We start from the raw sequence: 14,148 nt of genomic DNA on the forward strand, positions 1-14,148 counted from the left end.
TCAGTATAGCAGGCTCCGTGCTGACTTGCATACTTCGCTTTCAAGCAGATTAACATGATTTTAATTGTGCCAAGATCAGTTGGTTTAAGCCAGAACCAAAGCCAAAGTTAGAAGAATGAGAGAGCCTACTCCTAAGACACCTACCACTCCAACTAAGAATCCTCAGAAACTGAGTCCAGAGAAATATGCGCGATTAAGAGCTGAACTCAAAACTCCTTATAAGGGGGTCAGGCAGTTTATCTACATCACCTTTGGAGCTTCTGGCGCGATCGGAGCCTTTCTCTTCCTAATGCAACTTCTAGCGGGACGAGAAGTAGAGGCAGCCCTACCCAACTTAGCGGTTCAACTAGTTGTTGTGGCCCTTATGGTTTGGTTGTTCCGCCTAGAGCAACGAACTAGGCGAAAACCTTAAGCGCTCACCCTGAAGGGATTGATTAGAATTGGCGCTTTATACTTGCACTCTCGTTTTGTAATAATTTACGGTTGAGAACCAATAACCACGTAGGGCGAAGTAATAGGCTGCACTCTTCCAGAATTGACTAATGCCTGATAGACAAAAGCTGCCACTTCGGCGCGAGTTGCTTCCCGATTGGGGCTAAGTTGATTGAGAGTCGGGTAGTTGATGACAATATTACGCTGAGTTGCGGCTGTAACAGGGGCGATCGCATAGTTAGGGATTTGGGCTGCATCCGTGTAGTAACGAGTCAGAGCAGTGGTATTCGTGGCACTGTATCCCAGACCATTCGCTAAAGAGACCAAAACTTGCACTCTCGGAATTTGTTGATCTGGTAAAAATACACCACCTGGATACCCTGCCAGAAACCCACCCCGGTAAGCAGTTTGTATCGCTTGGTAGCCCCAGAAACTTTGACCGACATCCACAAAGTTAATCGCAGCACGCTGGGCGGTAGGGTTAAACGCTTTGTTGATAATGGCCGCGAACTGAGCCCGTGTCACGGGAGCTGAAGGACGATAGGTGCCATCAGGGAAGCCACTAATAATATTCTGAGAAGCTAAAGCTCCAATAAAGGCTTGTGCCCAGTGACCTTGCACATCAGGAAACTGCGAAGCCGTAGGACCGCCCCCTGTCACATCAGCTGCGACAAAATCTACAGGCCCAGAAATACGCTGTGGGTTAATTTGATTGCCGACAGCCACAATGGTATTGCTACGGGTGGCGTTATACAGATCGTAGCGACCATTATTCTGAATGGTGTTATTACCAGGATTCTCTGCTGTCCCTAGATCCGGTTGGGCATTGGTAATTGCCACTACACCATCTCTCGTGTTGCTCTCAATCACGTTTTTACGCAGCACCGGACGAGCAGAGTCAGAGACTATGATGCCATCGGTGTTCTGAATCACTTGGTTGCCCTCTACAGTTGGCGCAGAGGTGCCGCCAATGGCAATCCCAAAGCCTGTGCTTTGAAACAAGTTGTCTCGAATCTCACCTTGAGCAGCACGAGCCAGAGAAATACCATTCCCTTTATTTTGAGTAAAAACGTTATCGGCAATGGTAGGAGCCCCAGTGCCTGTGACAAAAATCCCATCTCGTAAGCTGTTAGAGAAGGTGTTATTTCTAATTTCAGGGTTGGTAGACTCTACCCAAAGCGCTGTACCGCGAGAGCTGGGATTGGTAACTGTCAGGCCCCGAACTTCACTGCTTCTGTCCGCTCGAATCGTGACGTTCTGGGAAGCAAAGGTAGGACTGACGTAAGGACCACTGCCAATTACCAAGACTGTTTGCCCTTTATTGGCTTCATCTCCTCGTAAGATGACACCTGGCTTAACGACGAGGGGAAAAACTTCCCCCGTATCTTTGGTATAGCTACCCGGTGCCAGTTGAACTACAGTGCTGGACTTCGCTTGTTGTAAGGCGTAAGTGATACTGCGATACGGGGCTCCTTCACTACTGCCAGCACCACTGCTATCCGTTCCTAAAGCAGGGTTGACGTAGAGAACTGTAGCTCCGGCAGGAATCTGGGCAACTTGCTGCGCTGTTGTAGAAATATGGTTGGAAGGTTGAGCGTTGGCTCCGGCGGGTAAAATCGCTGTACCTCCAACCCAAAGCAATAAAGCAGTGAAGCCAATCTGGAGGGAGGCGATCGCTTTGGGGGTGGTATCCATTTTATGAGTAGTGGGTTGCTGAATCCGAGAACCCTGATATGTCATCATTGTCGCTCTCAAACAATATCGATATGGGGTGAGGCAAGGAGCACGATTCAATTCAACTCTATTAATCAGTTCACACTAGTAAATAGAGTTTCAAGAGACAATAATGCGTTCTGGAACTTGCCAGTTGCCTCTAACTCCTATCAAAAGATACCTATAAGTTGAGGAGTTTCCCCAAAATTTTAGGATTAAAATCGGTCTATTGCCCTAAACGACAAGTTAGTTACCGCTGGGGTTCCCTACTTTTCTAATGCTTTTGGTGGTGCATTAATATTAATAGCTCGCAGAGAATTTTTACTGATTAGGTTGCTTCATTGCTTAGAAACGCTTAGAAACAACTCCTATAAAAATGAACATGAGAGTTTCCAGCCAGTATGAGTTTTATTGTTGAGTTGATTAAATCAACAGACTTGTATGACAAAATTCTAGAATTTTTGTCATAACTGCAACAACTGAGCCTCTACTTCGTCATTTTGTGTAGAAGCATTTACATACACGCATTTACAGAACCAGGATTTCTCATGAACTTACTCACTTCAAAATTGCGACATGCGCTGGCAGTAACTATCACCGCTGGCATATTGCTCAGTAGCTCTAGCGCGATCGCAGCAGAGCAAGTAGTACTGAAATATAAGATTTTAAGAGAAAAAATTTCTGTCCAAGAATTAACCAGGCTAACGGAAACAGGAGTTCCCTCCCCTGCTTTAGCGTCTTACTTGAAGTCAGCCGGAAAAAATCCAGAGGATATTCGTCAGCCTTTAACTGAAGATGTCAGAGTCAAACCCCTACTACTAGATCGGGCTTTAAACAGTTGGGCAGGCAATGTTGTGCTCGATCAGATGAGCCAAGCAATTCACACGCCCTCTAATCAAGCGAACCGCCAAGCTCTCCGAGCAGCAATTATTCTCTCTGCCACTCCGGACGGCAAGTTAACACTGCTGGAAGTGCTCCAAAATTATCCGACTCAAGAAGTTGAAGTCGAGGGCGATCGCCTAGTGACAGCCTACCGTCAATTGAGTAATTTGAGCGGTCGCCTCGAAAACTTGCTAAATCGAGGCCGCTTTTTCTAAGCATTTAGTAAGCTAATGTTTCCAGGGTTTCACGCAGATAACGCTGAACTCGATGATCTAAGCTTAGAGTGTCTAGATTTTCATCTGTTTTGCCTTCTAGTTGCCAACGCTGGAAGCCAGAGCTAGTCGCGATCGCCTGCTTCAGATTCGTCCAAATCTCTAGATCTGGAGAAAGACTACTAGAAGCGGCTGAAGATGAACGACGTGGGTCACCAAAGGAGAATGCAGAATTAGCCATAAGTACCTCAAAAAAAGCAATAAACACAGCAGGACTTGGACGCGCAAAAATTTGAGAGTTGCCCTTTTTCTAGGATAGCGAAGTCATCTCGTAGCGGTGTGCTGCAAACAACACTATTCCTCCGGGATTGAGGGTGTTAAATATCATTTACTTCTGTAGCACTAGCGTCGGAAGTAGTAGGCTCCGGGGAAGCCTCTGTCAAAGACATAGCAGTGGTTACTCTGCCTGCCGCGATCGCCTGACCTGGAGACTGAGTTTCTGGAAAGACAGGTGGCAAGATCTGGTTTACCTGAATGCCAGGAGCGGTGAAGTCTCGTCGAATTTTGTCAGCTGGGTAAGGCTCGGTTGCCGCAAATTCAGCTTCACTCAGTAATAAAATCCGAGCCACACTGACTGGCACTTGCAAAAACAAGTTACAACCCAAAAAGGCGATCGCGGCTAGCACTAAACCCGCAACTCGCCAGGTCGCTGGGAATGGAGCGACGCTGGCAGCTACAGGCGCGACTCGATAGAGTTGCCACAAGACCCCTACTAAGAATACTGGTGTGACAGCAGCCAGTACGCGACCTTCCTGCATCTTAAATAAGCTGAGAATGCGGCGCTGATCTACAGTTAATTTTTCTGGTTTCAGCGCAAACACCATAAGACTGAAAATGTTGAACGGACGGAACAGTTGCATCCACAGCAGAGGAGCAATGCCAATTGCCGCAACTAAGCCAACTTCTACCCCAGCAGGCAGGATGGGATCTCCGACGGCAAATCCCAGTAGGCAAAGTTCCAGAAAGATAGGCAAGACTGCCGCTCCAGCAGCATGAACCCACAAATAAGGCTCTGACCAAAAAGAGCGCATAGCAGTTAGCTGAAATAGTGATAATCCAGCCTCAGTATAAGGGAGAGATTCCCCAATCTCGATAAACCATAAAAAATGAGAGGAAAGCGTCTATATCTTTCCTCTCATTCAGTTAAACTTGCGATTCAGTTAGATAGAGTTGTGATTTCCTTAATAGAATCTACAACTCTGCCCATTCAAGTTTTAGTTAGCCGACAAGGTCCGGCGCTTCGTCGCCATCCGGAAGGTTTCAATGATGTCCCCTTCGACCCAGTTGTGGAAACTACTCATGCCAACACCGCATTCGTAGCCAGCATTGACTTCCTTGGCATCTTCCTTCATCCGCTTGAGCGAGTCTAGGATGCCCTCGTGAATGACGTTGTTGCCTCGGCGAACCCGCGCATTACAGTTACGAATTGCCTTGCCAGAGAGGACATAGCAACCTGCAACTGCACCTCTGCCAACGGGGAAGACAGCCCGAACTTCCACCTGCCCCAGCGGTTCTTCGACCATTTCTGGTTCTAGGAGACCTTCCATCGCCCCTTGGATATCATCCAAGAGCTTATAGATGATGTTGTACTCGCGAATATCAACACCTGCTGCGTCAGCAGCTTGTCTCGCACCGCTCGCCAGAGTGGTATTAAACCCAATAATCACGGCAGCACTCGCTGAAGCCAAGTCAACGTCAGTCTCTGTAACCTCTCCCGGTGCCGATAACAGCACCCGAACCTGTACTTCGTTTTGAGGCAGTTGTTGCAGCGATCCAAGAATTGCTTCTACTGACCCTTGCACATCCGCCTTCAGAATCAGGTTGAGCTCCTTCAGTTCGCCTTCTTGAGCCTTAGCGGACAAGGAGTTGAGAGTAATCCGACGAGCACCGAGGGCTTGCTGCTGTAAACGAGATTGACGTTGCTGATCGGTCTTAGCCGAAGCTACCGCTCTTGCTTCTTTCTCATCTTGGAAGACTTCAAAGTCATCACCCGCAGCAGGAACGTCTCCTAGACCTAGAATTTCTACAGCAAAGGATGGACCTGCTGCCTCGACTCGCTGCCCGCGATCGTCTACCATTGCCCGGACTTTGCCTAGGGCTGAACCTGCAACAATGGTGTCTCCCACCCGGAGGGTACCATTCTGAATCAGCATGGAAGCAACCGGACCACGAGCTTTATCGAGGTGGGCTTCGATGACTGTTCCTTTAGCCGAGCGATCTGGGTTGGCATAGAGATCTTCTACCTCTGACACCAGCAGAATCATTTCTAGCAAGGTATCTAAGTTTTCCCCCTTAATCGCGCTGACCGGAACCATGATGGTGTCACCACCATACTCTTCTGGTACGAGGTCGTAGTTCATCAACTCATTCTTGACGCGATCGAGCTGAGCGCCCTCTTTGTCAATCTTGTTGATGGCTACAATAATTGGGACTTCTGCCGCTTTAGCGTGGCTGATGGCTTCAATAGTCTGAGGACGAACGCCGTCATCCGCAGCTACGACCAGAATGGCAATGTCAGTGACTCTAGCACCACGAGCTCGCATCGCCGTAAAGGCTTCGTGACCCGGTGTATCTAGGAACACTACTTGTTGCATCTTACCTTCATGGGTAACGTCAACATGGTAGGCACCAATATGTTGGGTAATGCCGCCTGCTTCTCCCTGAGCCACTTTGGTTTTGCGGATGGAGTCGAGCAAGGTAGTTTTCCCGTGGTCTACGTGACCCATGATCGTGACTACTGGAGGACGCCGCTGCAACAGTTCTAAATCTGATGCATCCAGCATCTCGGTAACTTTCCGAGCTTCTGCCTCCTTCTCTGCCATCTCGACTTCGATTTCCATTTCTTGAGCAATCATGCTCGCAGTCGGAACATCGAGGGTTTGGTTGATGTTGGCAGCAATGCCTTTAAAGAACAGGGCTCTGATGATTTCTGTTTCTGGCACTGCCAAAAGCGAGGCTAACTCTTGTACCGTTAGTCCGGTTGTCAGAGTAATCTTGGTGGGACGCTCAACTTTGGCTTCTTGCTCGCGGCGATCGCGGCGATCGCGATGGCTTGACTTTCTGCTCTTCGGTGCGGTTGGAGCAGCAGCAATAGGTCTAGCTTGGCCTGGACGAGATTTAGGCTTAGCGGGACGCGCCAGAGAGAGACTCACTTGAACAGGAGCATCCTCATCCTCATCCAATTCTTCTTCGCCATCAATGTCGAGGTCTTCAATTTCAATATCCTCGTCATCAAGCACAGGTTGCGACCGACGCTTAGCTTTAGGGCCAGCTTTAGCCTTCGCGTTTTCTGCGTTTTCCTCTTCTTCCTCTTCCCAACTCTTACCTTTCTTCAAGTTGCGAGGTAAGGTGGGACGGCGAAGCTCATCGATGGGGCCTCCGCCAGCAGGTGCTTGTGAGCGTTCTACCTGTAGACCCGCTCCAGAGCGATCGCCAGATCCACCTGGCTGACCTTCACGGGGCTGAGTCGGACGAACAGGTCTAGCAGGGCTGGCAGGACGCCTCAGCTCAGTCACAGGCTGAGGACGACGCTCATCATTGTCTCCGCCCCCTACAGCTGGACGCTCCCGCCGTTCTGGAGCATCGGCACGTCTTTCTGGACTTTGCCCAACTCTAGATTCGGTAGGGCGACCCGACGACGGAGTCTCACCCTCAGGACGCTCAGGGCGATCGCGCTTTAAGACAATCCGATTGGCAGGATTACTTGGACCCCGATTTGTCGTCGGAGGTGCTGGTCTAGAGGGTGGTGCCACCAATTGTGGCTGAATGCTAGGTTGATGGCTCGCCCTTGATCTAGGAGCCGTTTCTTCCGTAGGACTAGGGGAACGTTTAACTTGAGGCTTATCAGTCTCACCAACAGACGGGGCAGATGGGGTCAGTTCAGCCACAGGCTCGGAACTGGGAATAGAAACAGGAGCAGCACTTTCAGGTGCAGAACGAGTGGGGCGACTGGGTGCCGCTGGTTTAACAGGAGTTTGCAAGGGTTGATTGGTGGGAGGTTGAGGAGTAGGTTTTGTCGCTTGAGGAATTGCTTCATTCCCGTTGTCAGCGAGCGGTTGATTGGGACTAATCGCTTTGGGTCTGCGAATTTCTAAAATCTGCGGCTTCCGACCAGCCACTTGGGCCGTCTCCCTAGCCTGGGCACTCGCAATGTGGCTAGCTGAAGCTGGCTTTGGAGGAGAGGAGTGGCTGGCTGTATATTTTTCAGCGGCAGCACGGATGCGCTCAGCCTCATCTTCTGTGATCGTGCTGCTATGGCTCTTAACTGAAATATTTAGCTGTTCGCAAACGGCTAGTATATCCCTGTTATCCAAATTTAGTTCCTTTGATAGCTCGTAAATTCTAACTTTGCTGTTATTCATCCACTCTTCCCTCTTAAATGTGTTACATAGTGGCCTACTGTTTTGCAAACTAACTACAAGTGGTTGATCTGCTGACGTATATTGAAATATTAAACGTCGTTTCCTCTTTAACTTTAAACGAGAAAAGCTGCACTCTGCTGCGGGAGTGTTTTTCCGAAGACAAACGGCTATTTATAGCCTGTAAACAGCTTGCTAGTTTAAAATCTTGCATGAATCTTGTAGGTTTGCAGGCAATTGAGGTTGGCACTTTAGTGGCGCTTTTCTGGGCAACCTCATCAACCTGTGAGTACTGGTTTTGACTAATCCTCGCCTGGTGTTAACTTTCCCAAACCAAACTCAACAGGTAGATTACAACCTGCGTTTGGTGATCACCTAGCTGCTGACAAGGATTTTTTACCCTTGCATCTTGATTGTCAATTCCAGAATATACCGTCATTAATGCTCCTACAAGCTCAACGTTACATGTAAATCCCATTCGGAGAGTGAGGATTTGCCACTTCCTCATTCTAGAGCGCGATTTAGTTTTAGTCCATTGACTTCATCAGCTTTTGCCAAACGCTGCTCTAAGGTTTGGTATAACTCAGCTGATACAAAGGCTTTCAGCGATCGCCCCAGTCGATTTTTTTTCTGGGCCGCTTGCAAGCACTGAACCTCAGGACACAGGTAAGCAGAACGCCCCATGCCCTGATCCAATTGTACTGTTTGTGATGGATGCACCCGTACAATACGCCAGAAATCTTCTTTAGGAGCAACTTTACGACAACTAGTGCATCGACGATAGTTAGGCTTCATCGGGTTACTGATCAGTCATTGCTTCAGCAGGGAAATCATTTCTGGCTTGCAAGACGCTTACTCGCTGACAGAATCAATTGCATCTGCGGCAGGAGTCTCTAAACTTTCTTCCTCGTCAGCAGTGGCTTCTACGGGATCTTCCTCGTAGTCCTCGTCTAGATACTCTTCATCTTCATAGTCTTCCTCATACTCGGTCGCCTTATACTGTCGCCGAGCTTCTTCTAGAGCTTCAATCTTGCGATTTTCGGCTTCGTAGTCATACTTAGCAATGTCTTTGATGTCAATTTTCCAGCCTGTCAGACGAGCGGCTAAACGCACGTTTTGCCCTTCCTTACCAATCGCGAGGCTGAGTTGATCTTCAGCAACTAGAATGTGGGCTTGGCGTTCTTCGGGATCAACGAGGCGCACCTCATCAACTCGGGCAGGGCTCAAAGCATTGGCAATGTATGTGGCGGGATCAGGTGACCAGCGGATGACATCAATCTTTTCACCGCGTAGCTCATTCACGACCACTTGAATGCGGGAACCTCTAGCTCCAATGCAAGCTCCTACCGGATCAACATCGCGCTCTAAGGTGTCTACCGCAATCTTGGTACGAGGGCCTACATAGCGAGAAGGTGGATTGGCTTCTCTAGCCACTGCCACAATGCGTACCACTTCATCTTCGATTTCTGGGACTTCGTTGGCAAACAGATATACCACCAAACCCGCATCGGCTCTGGAAACTAGCAGTTGTGGTCCCCGATGCGAACCTTCAGAGACTCGCTTTAGATAAACCTTGAATGTGGCGTTGGCTCGGTAGTTGTCGTTTGGTAGTTGCTCTCGTTTGGGCAGTTCGGCTTCTACCTCTGGTTGGCCAAAGCTGCTGCTGACCGACATGATGACAGATTGGCGCTCGAAGCGTAGGACTCTGGCTTGCAGTACGGTGCTCTCTAAGTCTTGGAACTCTTCTTGTACAAGCTTGCGCTGTTGGTCCCGCAGTTTTTGGGCCAATACTTGTTTGGTTTGAATGGCAGCCATCCGACCAAATTCTCCTTGGTCAGGGGTGACATCCAAAATCACGGTGTCGCCCAGTTGAGCTTCTGCAGCCACTTCTTGGACTTCTTCTAGAGCAATCTGGTGGTCTGAGTTGCTGACTTCCTCCACAATCGCTTTGGTAGAAAGAACTCGGAAGCCTTCTTCTTCAGTGTCAAGTTCCACCTCAAAGTTGTCGAAGTATTCCTCATCAAAATTGACGTGGTCGAGGCGCTGAGTCCGTCGATAGCGCTCATAGCCTTTTAAGAGAGCTTCGCGCAAGGCAGCCTGTACAGCATGCTTGGGCAAGTTGCGCTCCTGGCTAATACTGTCGATCATGACTTTGAGTCCAGGCAGAGGAACCATTGACATATGAGTAACACCTCCAGAGTTGTGAATTAAATGCAGCAGTAGGCCATGAGTTGATTAGCGCTATTTTGCTAGTTCGGCTTGCGTTAACGCCATCATGAGTCGTTAGTACTAGCGACGCTCATCGAGTTGCACTCTCGTAATCAAAGCTTGAGGAATGGCGATCGATCGCCCTTTTTGGTTGATGTAGACAGCCGTGTCATCGCGCCGCACCAGCAGTCCTTGCCACTCTTTTTTTCCTTCGTAAGGTTCTGAAGTACTAACAATCACTGCAAACCCTTTAAATGAAATGAATTCGCGATCGCTGGTGAGGGAGCGAGAAATGCCAGGGCTAGACACTTCCAAAACATAGGCATCAGGAATCACATTCGCTTGATCTAGAGCCGCTTCTAAAGCCCGACTCATCCGTTCACAGTCTTCCAGCCCGGTGTCTTCTTGAAGATTGCGGATGTCTACGCGCAAAACAGGAGGGCTTTGGTTTGTGTGAAATACAGCCGCAACCACGTCTAATCCCAAAGTTTCGCCAACGGGTGTTGCAATCTCGATAATTTGTGGGATCAAAGGGTGAGCCATTGTCTTACCTCCTCTGCCGACGTCCAATGATTATTCCGGTTGGCCCTACATCCAGATTTGTAGAGTTTGACTATGAGTGATGTCTGAGTGGAGCTACAAGGTTGTCTGCTTTGATGAAATCTCAAATTTATCGAGACTCGTCATAGGCCCTAACCATAAACAAAGCGGCCCTAGCAATAAAAAAAGTGGGTAACGACCCACTCCGCCTGAAATAGCTACTTCTGTGAAATCACCGTATGGACTGGGAAAGCCCCAAGCCCACATGATTATAGTTTAGCGCACCCCATTTGGAATAGGCACGGGGGTGCAGATCGCCCGACAAAGGTAATTACTGAGGCTGGTTTGTCGAATCAATCACCCCATAGCTAGCACTTTTGATATTATTTTTTCACGATTTGGTGGAGCTGATGGGTTTGGTCTAGGACACCCTCTATGTCCTCTGCCGAGAGCTGCTGAATGTAGTTCACCTTGACTTCTTCTAAGAGGTCAAAGAGTAACTTCTGGATTTTTTGCTGAGTCTGGTGGTTTTGCACTTCTGACCCTAAGGCTTCGGCAAAATGTTGTACGAGTTGACTAGAGAGTTGGGCTCCTACAGGATCTTCTAAGGCACCAACCAAAGCTTGATAGGCAGTCTGAGTCACATTGGCAACGACTTGGTCTGCGAGTTGAGTTGGCAGATCCCGCACCCCTGGCACTTGTTGTAAACCTTGATAGATGGGTAGTTGCCGTAATCCACTTTCGATACTGTGCCGCAGAATTGCCTCTAGGTCAGGTTGGATTTTGGGCAGCACATCATACACAACCAGTTTGACGAGTAGGGTAGCGATCGCTTCTACTTCGTTGACATTGTTGAGGTCAATGTAGCCACGGGCACTGGGAGACTGAAAGAGCCACCGTGTCACCTCCCCCCGCTGAATTGACCCTTGCACTTGATTGATCACGCGGACCACGACAACTTCGGTTAAGTCTTCGGCGAAGTTGGCTACAAAACCCCGGTTGATTTGAGTGATGACAAAGTCTAAGTCAACCAGTTTGGCTTGATGCAGCCGAATGGTCACTGGAATCATCCGCAGCAATCGCCAAGATGGGAACCAAAAGCCAAAAGGCAACCACAGAAACACGTCATACCAGCGCCATAACATAGCATCAAGCCAACTCACGCCTCTGTGGCGACGACTGATATAAAAGGTTCGAGCTAAAAACTCTACCCCGAAAATAATTCCAAAAGGCAAGTCAATGCGCCAAAAATAACTAACAAACCCCCCAGTCTCTCCTAAAGGCCGAAAATAGTTAGTTGCAATTAAGGGGCGAATTCCTTGATTGAAGAAATCAATTTCGCTGCGCCATCCCGCTTGTAGTAGATGGTCTTGGCTCCAAAACCGATTGAAAGACTCGCGAGAAGAAACTTGTCGGCGTTGACCATAGATATGCTCCCGCATCCGATTTTTGATTCTCTCCAGAGTGCCGCTTTTGCCAGCGATCTGGAAGGGATCGCCATCGATCATCTCGGTGCTAAGACTCCGCAACTGCGCTAGATAAGGCTCTACTTCAGGTGAGCTGATTCCCGTCTTCTCCACTTGCGCTTCTAAATCAGCCACAGCTTGCAGGTAGTTTTGGGTGTCTCGGTGGGCTTCAATCCCCTTTACAGGGTCGTATAGCTGGGTTAAGTTTCCCGCTGGAGGAATCAGACGCGGCAAACGCAGGAGGTAGAAATCTCGCAGCGATACATAACTCACGTCAAATAGCACCAGCAGCAAATTTGCTGACGCTAAGATTGCCATCACTCGTTCAAACCAGAGGTTGCGACGAGCGGTTGAGCGCCGTCTGGCTATTTTCTGTAGCGATGACATGGCAGCAGAACTTGGATTAACTTCCCCCTGAGTATGAAAGCCAGTACAAAATTTCGCAATCGATGTTTAAGTCCCGTTACGGAATGGGTTGATCGGCGGGAGGGTCGGCCCAGATGGGTAGTTGATTGACCACCTGTAGCGTTAAATCAACATACTTAGTCTGCCCTGTCCTTTGGGCTTGAGCTGGCTGGGCGATCGCCTCTCCAAAGTAACCTTTAGGACCATCATGGTCATGAGGCCCTGTGTCATGGACACTGTAACGGCCTTGCCATTGAGCTTGGTGAAACGGAGAACCGACTGTCCAAGGCCAACGCGAGGGAAACACAACTTGGCCGATGTCCTCAACCCAGTCTCGCTCACCTTGCAGGTGATACACTCGCTCCGCTGCCTCGAAGCCATCAGTTCCTGAAAAAACGCCACCGACCGAGACCACTAAAATTTTCGTGTCTAACCATTGATTCAGATACTCAGCCGCTCCTAGGGAAACCTGGGTGCCACCACTGGTACTAATCAAAATTATTTTTAAGGGTCGCTGAGTTCCTGGGGTAATAGGATAGGCAGCATTCATGCGATCAATGATGGCAGTGGCAATACCTTGGTTATATAAAGGGCCATAGCGATCGTCAGCCGAAATCGCAAAGCGCCACAGGTTGCGGATTTTAATTAAGACATCGGCTCCACCTAACCAACCATCGGCATTGTCGGCAAAACGCCACAAAGGGGCCAAGGGCCGTCGTCCCCCCAAGCCTTCGTTGGCCGCAGAGTAAGGAAACACATCTCGTACGGTGACGCAATCTGGATGATCTTGCTCTAGTTGACCGAGAAAATACTCTTCTCCAGGCGTCAATTGATTGGCAGAAAAATCTCCCACTCCGGTTAAGAAGACGATGTAGCAGTGAATAGGTTGGCTGGGAGCCGCTTGATCGCGATCGCCCGGAAGCGATCGCTTCGTTGATCTCCTAAAACCTAAGCTCTCAGCGCCTTCATTCAACCACCAGACCAAAGTACCTACAGGTGAAACGGTACCCCAGACCAGCAAGATAATACCCGCCAAGGTCAGCAGTTTTAGACTGCCACCTCTTAGCCAGAGAAGAATACGGCCCACGAAGTTGAACATGACCTGATTTTGTAGCGTATTTTACTTAAAGCTGTCATCCATCGTCAGCCATAGGCATCTGTTGGAATTGCCAAAGCCTAAGTGGCTAGGAGTGACAAAATTGTGAAGGAACAAGTGAGTAGCGACCCGTGAGTAGCGACAAAAGTGAGCAGCAACCTGTGCAGCAACCTGTGAGTAGCAAAGACTCCAAAGCAACGTTAATTCAAACTCTCTGGAATGCGATCGCTTTGAATGCTGAGTTTTACGAAAATGCGCTCAACACTTCTAGAAATCGCGGTATTGCTCGTGCGATCGTGATTTTGGCCGCCTTGTCTCACATGCTAGGAAGTGCAGTCATTCTGATCACCAACCGAGCCTCAGTGCCCATCCTGGCTTTAGCTCTGGTGATTGACGGTCTAGCTGTAGGAACAGGATACTACTTTTGGACCGCGACAATCTGGAAAATTGGGCAGTGGTTACGCTCTAGCGAACCCACTTACCGCGAATTGCTGATTCCAATCGGATTTGCCTACGCACCGCAAGCTCTAAACTTTCTGACCCTAATTCCATTGTTAGGATCGCCCATCGAATTTGCTTTAGCACTCTGGAGCTTACTCACGGTTATCTTGGCAGTGCGTCAAGGTCTAGACATTGGCTTACGCTGGGCAGGGCTAATTTGTTTAGTCGGCTGGCCACTGGTTCAAGTCGCCATTCGGGCCGTCCAAACCTTCGAGCTATTTCTAGTGAATTTGACTACTCAGACTTAATCTATATTTACGGTGCTACAAGGGCAG

12 protein-coding genes are annotated in these 14,148 nt (G+C 49.0%); 3 read left to right on the forward strand and 9 right to left on the reverse strand.

Annotated features, from left to right (window positions below):
• Positions 1–115: 115 nt before the first annotated feature.
• A complete protein-coding gene (locus KME12_04150; protein MBW4486963.1) occupies positions 116–412 on the forward strand; it encodes a DUF3493 domain-containing protein in 297 nt (98 codons plus the stop codon).
• 65 nt (positions 413–477) lie between these two features.
• Here KME12_04150 and KME12_04155 read toward each other — a convergent pair whose 3' ends face one another.
• Positions 478–2,175, reverse strand: a complete 1,698-nt coding sequence (locus KME12_04155) for a DUF1565 domain-containing protein (protein ID MBW4486964.1) — start codon at positions 2,173–2,175, stop codon at positions 478–480.
• 518 nt (positions 2,176–2,693) lie between these two features.
• On the opposite strand from KME12_04155, the gene KME12_04160 reads away from it, so the two are divergent.
• A complete protein-coding gene (locus KME12_04160; protein ID MBW4486965.1) occupies positions 2,694–3,242 on the forward strand; it encodes an alpha/beta hydrolase in 549 nt (182 codons plus the stop codon).
• Positions 3,243–3,246: 4 nt separating this feature from the next.
• On the opposite strand, the gene KME12_04165 is transcribed toward KME12_04160, so the two are convergent.
• The 8 genes from KME12_04165 to KME12_04200 form a co-directional block, all read right to left on the reverse strand.
• On the reverse strand, positions 3,247–3,480 hold the full coding sequence (locus KME12_04165; GenBank protein MBW4486966.1) for a hypothetical protein: 234 nt from the start codon (positions 3,478–3,480) through the stop codon (positions 3,247–3,249).
• A 136-nt stretch (positions 3,481–3,616) separates the two neighbouring features.
• Positions 3,617–4,330 (reverse strand): low-complexity tail membrane protein, encoded by a 714-nt coding sequence (locus KME12_04170; protein MBW4486967.1) that lies wholly within the window; start codon positions 4,328–4,330, stop codon positions 3,617–3,619.
• A gap of 183 nt (positions 4,331–4,513) precedes the next feature.
• Positions 4,514–7,660, reverse strand: a complete 3,147-nt coding sequence (gene infB / locus KME12_04175; protein MBW4486968.1) for a translation initiation factor IF-2 — start codon at positions 7,658–7,660, stop codon at positions 4,514–4,516.
• A gap of 501 nt (positions 7,661–8,161) precedes the next feature.
• On the reverse strand, positions 8,162–8,452 hold the full coding sequence (locus KME12_04180; GenBank protein ID MBW4486969.1) for a YlxR family protein: 291 nt from the start codon (positions 8,450–8,452) through the stop codon (positions 8,162–8,164).
• A gap of 57 nt (positions 8,453–8,509) precedes the next feature.
• On the reverse strand, positions 8,510–9,838 hold the full coding sequence (nusA, locus tag KME12_04185) for a transcription termination factor NusA (GenBank protein ID MBW4486970.1): 1,329 nt from the start codon (positions 9,836–9,838) through the stop codon (positions 8,510–8,512).
• 108 nt (positions 9,839–9,946) lie between these two features.
• The gene (gene rimP, locus KME12_04190) at positions 9,947–10,408 is read right to left on the reverse strand and encodes a ribosome maturation factor RimP (GenBank protein ID MBW4486971.1); all 462 of its coding nucleotides are present in this window, start codon (positions 10,406–10,408) and stop codon (positions 9,947–9,949) included.
• A gap of 380 nt (positions 10,409–10,788) precedes the next feature.
• Complete coding sequence (locus tag KME12_04195) at positions 10,789–12,258, reverse strand: hypothetical protein (protein ID MBW4486972.1); 1,470 nt, start codon at positions 12,256–12,258, stop codon at positions 10,789–10,791.
• A gap of 76 nt (positions 12,259–12,334) precedes the next feature.
• Positions 12,335–13,375, reverse strand: coding sequence for a hypothetical protein (locus tag KME12_04200; GenBank protein MBW4486973.1), 1,041 nt, complete (start codon positions 13,373–13,375; stop codon positions 12,335–12,337).
• 170 nt (positions 13,376–13,545) lie between these two features.
• Here KME12_04200 and KME12_04205 point away from each other — a divergent pair, with 170 nt between their 5' ends.
• Entirely contained in the window at positions 13,546–14,121 is a 576-nt protein-coding gene (locus KME12_04205; protein ID MBW4486974.1) for a hypothetical protein, read from the forward strand.
• The last annotated feature ends 27 nt before the right edge of the window (positions 14,122–14,148 follow it).

It is taken from the genome of Trichocoleus desertorum ATA4-8-CV12 (assembly GCA_019358975.1).
GTDB lineage: Bacteria > Cyanobacteriota > Cyanobacteriia > FACHB-46 > FACHB-46 > Trichocoleus > Trichocoleus desertorum_A.

What these genes read in the sequence shown, in the direction of transcription:
- KME12_04170 (MBW4486967.1), bottom strand. Translation starts at nt 4,330, where the DNA reads ATGCGCTCTTTTTGGTCAGAGCCTTATTTGTGGGTTCATGCTGCTGGA.
- KME12_04165 (MBW4486966.1), bottom strand. Translation starts at nt 3,480, where the DNA reads ATGGCTAATTCTGCATTCTCCTTTGGTGACCCACGTCGTTCATCTTCA.
- nusA (MBW4486970.1), bottom strand. Translation starts at nt 9,838, where the DNA reads ATGTCAATGGTTCCTCTGCCTGGACTCAAAGTCATGATCGACAGTATT.
- rimP (MBW4486971.1), bottom strand. Translation starts at nt 10,408, where the DNA reads ATGGCTCACCCTTTGATCCCACAAATTATCGAGATTGCAACACCCGTT.
- KME12_04200 (MBW4486973.1), bottom strand. Translation starts at nt 13,375, where the DNA reads ATGTTCAACTTCGTGGGCCGTATTCTTCTCTGGCTAAGAGGTGGCAGT.
- KME12_04150 (MBW4486963.1), top strand. Translation starts at nt 116, where the DNA reads ATGAGAGAGCCTACTCCTAAGACACCTACCACTCCAACTAAGAATCCT.
- KME12_04180 (MBW4486969.1), bottom strand. Translation starts at nt 8,452, where the DNA reads ATGAAGCCTAACTATCGTCGATGCACTAGTTGTCGTAAAGTTGCTCCT.
- KME12_04155 (MBW4486964.1), bottom strand. Translation starts at nt 2,175, where the DNA reads ATGATGACATATCAGGGTTCTCGGATTCAGCAACCCACTACTCATAAA.
- infB (MBW4486968.1), bottom strand. Translation starts at nt 7,660, where the DNA reads ATGAATAACAGCAAAGTTAGAATTTACGAGCTATCAAAGGAACTAAAT.
- KME12_04195 (MBW4486972.1), bottom strand. Translation starts at nt 12,258, where the DNA reads ATGTCATCGCTACAGAAAATAGCCAGACGGCGCTCAACCGCTCGTCGC.
- KME12_04160 (MBW4486965.1), top strand. Translation starts at nt 2,694, where the DNA reads ATGAACTTACTCACTTCAAAATTGCGACATGCGCTGGCAGTAACTATC.